We start from the raw sequence: 2,638 nt of genomic DNA, 5'->3' as shown, positions 1-2,638 counted from the left end.
GTCCGGGTTGGTAGACGCAAAAAAGCCCTGATTCTTTCGAATCAGGGCTTTTTGAAATATTCCTTGGCGGCGACCTACTTTCCCACACGCTACCATGCAGTATCATCGGCGATGGAGGGCTTAACTACCGGGTTCGGAATGGGACCGGGTGTACCCCCTCCTCCTTGGCCACCAAGAAAAAGAGTTGAGTAAATGTCTATTTACTCGAATATATAAGTAAATAGGGGAAGAGAGAATTCCATTAATTGTTAAATAAGCCGCACGATCTATTAGTACTGGTCAGCTGAACAACTCACGCTGCTTACACCTCCAGCCTATCAACCTTGTAGTCTTCAAGGGATCTTCAGGGACATATAGTCCAGGGAGAATTAATCTTGAGGCGGGTTTCCCGCTTAGATGCTTTCAGCGGTTATCCTTTCCGAACTTAGCTACCCTGCTATGCCACTGGCGTGACAACAGGAACACCATAGGTTCGTCCACCCCGGTCCTCTCGTACTAGGGGCAGACCCTCTTCAATTCTCCTACGCCCACGGAGGATAGGGACCAAACTGTCTCACGACGTTTTAAACCCAGCTCGCGTACCACTTTAAACGGCGAACAGCCGTACCCTTGGGACCTGCTTCAGCCCCAGGATGTGATGAGCCGACATCGAGGTGCCAAACCGCGTCGTCGATGTGAACTCTTGGACGCGATCAGCCTGTTATCCCCGGCGTACCTTTTATCCTATGAGCGATGGCCCTTCCATGCGGAACCACCGGATCACTAAGACCAACTTTCGTTCCTGCTCGAGATGTCTCTCTCACAGTCAAGCTACCTTATGCCTTTGCACTCAACGGCTGGTTTCCAATCAGCCTGAGGTAACCTTTGCAAGCCTCCGTTACAATTTAGGAGGCGACCGCCCCAGTCAAACTACCCACCAGACACTGTCTCCACACCGGATGACGGTTATGGATTAGATACCTAAGTAATAAAGGGTGGTATTTCAAGGGTGACTCCACGCATTCTGGCGAACACGCTTCAAAGTCTCCCACCTATCCTACACATTATTAATCAAATACCAATGTCAAGCTGCAGTAAAGGTGCACAGGGTCTTTCCGTCCTTCCGCGGGTACCCAGCATTTTCACTGGGAATTCAATTTCACTGAGTCTCTGGTTGAGACAGTGGGGGGATCGTTACGCCATTCGTGCAGGTCGGAACTTACCCGACAAGGAATTTCGCTACCTTAGGACCGTTATAGTTACGGCCGCCGTTTACTGGGGCTTCAATTCAGAGCTTCGACCGAAGTCTAACCCCACCTCTTAACCTTCCAGCACCGGGCAGGCGTCAGTCCCTATACATCGTCTTACGACTTAGCAGAGACCTATGTTTTTAGTAAACAGTCGCCCCCCCCGATTTTCTGCGTCTCAAAATCGCTCACAAAGTTAATCGATCACAATTTCGAGCACCCCTTCTTGCGAACTTACGGGGTCATTTTGCCGAGTTCCTTAACCAGAGTTCTCTCAAGCGCCTTGGTCTGCTCGACCCACCTACCTGTGTTGGTTTGCGGTACGGTATGCGTATGCTAAACTTAGAAGCTTTTCTTGGCAGCATGGAATTAACGGCTTTCGTCGGTTTAATGACTCGGCATCACGTCTCAGGCATATAGAGCTACGGATTTGCCTATAGCTCAACCCTACACGCTTGCACCGGGATATCCAACACCCGGACCGTCTATCCTCCTGCGTCCCTCCATCGCACACATACACATGTACAGGAATATTAACCTGTTTCCCATCGACTACGCATTTCTGCCTCGCCTTAGGGGCCGACTTACCCTGGGAAGATTAACTTTACCCAGGAAACCTTAGGTTTACGGCGAATAAGTTTCTCACTTATTTTATCGTTACTCATGCCAGCATATTCACTTCTCATTAGTCCAGCAAACCTCACGGTTCACCTTCATCCCATCTGAGAACGCTCCCCTACCGCTCATAGTAAACTATGAACCCAAAGCTTCGGTACAATGCTTAGCCCCGTTACATTTTCGGCGCAGAATCGCTAGGCCAGTGAGCTATTACGCTTTCTTTAAAGGATGGCTGCTTCTAAGCCAACCTCCTGGATGTATCAGCAACTCCACCACCTTTCCCACTTAGCATTGATTTCGAGACCTTAGCTGTTGGTCTGGGCTGTTTCCCTTTTGGCCACGGTCCTTCGCAACCATAGCCTGACTGCCACACATCATTTACCGGCATTCGGAGTTTGATAGGGGTTGGTAACCTGGTGAGGCCCCTAGCCCTTTCAGTGCTCTACCTCCGGCAAACTAATGTGACGCTATACCTCAATATATTTCGGGGAGAACCAGCTATCACCGGGTTTGATTGGCCTTTCACCCCTATCCACAAGTCATCCAAATCGTTTTCAACCGATACTGGTTCGGTCCTCCACTTGATTTTACTCAAGCTTCAACCTGCTCATGGATAGATCACCCGGCTTCGGGTCTAATCCGCAATACTTGGCGCCCTATTCAGACTCGCTTTCGCTACGGCTACGTCTTAAGACTTAACCTCGCAATACAGATTAACTCGCTGGCCCGTTATGCAAAAAGCACGCGGTCACGGAACAAGTCCGCTCCCACAGCTTGTAGGCACAAGGTTTCAG

The 2,638-nt window shown here is 49.9% G+C and carries 2 rRNA genes (1 of these 2 only partly in view); both read right to left on the bottom strand.

Going from position 1 to position 2,638, the window contains the following annotated elements:
* Positions 1-61 precede the first annotated feature (61 nt).
* Positions 62-176 (bottom strand): 5S ribosomal RNA (gene rrf, locus DWB63_RS17120).
* Positions 177-248: 72 nt separating this feature from the next.
* Positions 249-2,638: ribosomal RNA gene (locus DWB63_RS17115) — 23S ribosomal RNA — on the bottom strand (it continues 553 nt past the right edge of the window).

The organism is Pseudodesulfovibrio sp. S3, from assembly GCF_004025585.1.
Taxonomy (GTDB): domain Bacteria; phylum Desulfobacterota; class Desulfovibrionia; order Desulfovibrionales; family Desulfovibrionaceae; genus Pseudodesulfovibrio.
Note: the sequence above shows the minus strand (reverse complement) of the source record. Positions and strands in the feature narration are given on the sequence as shown.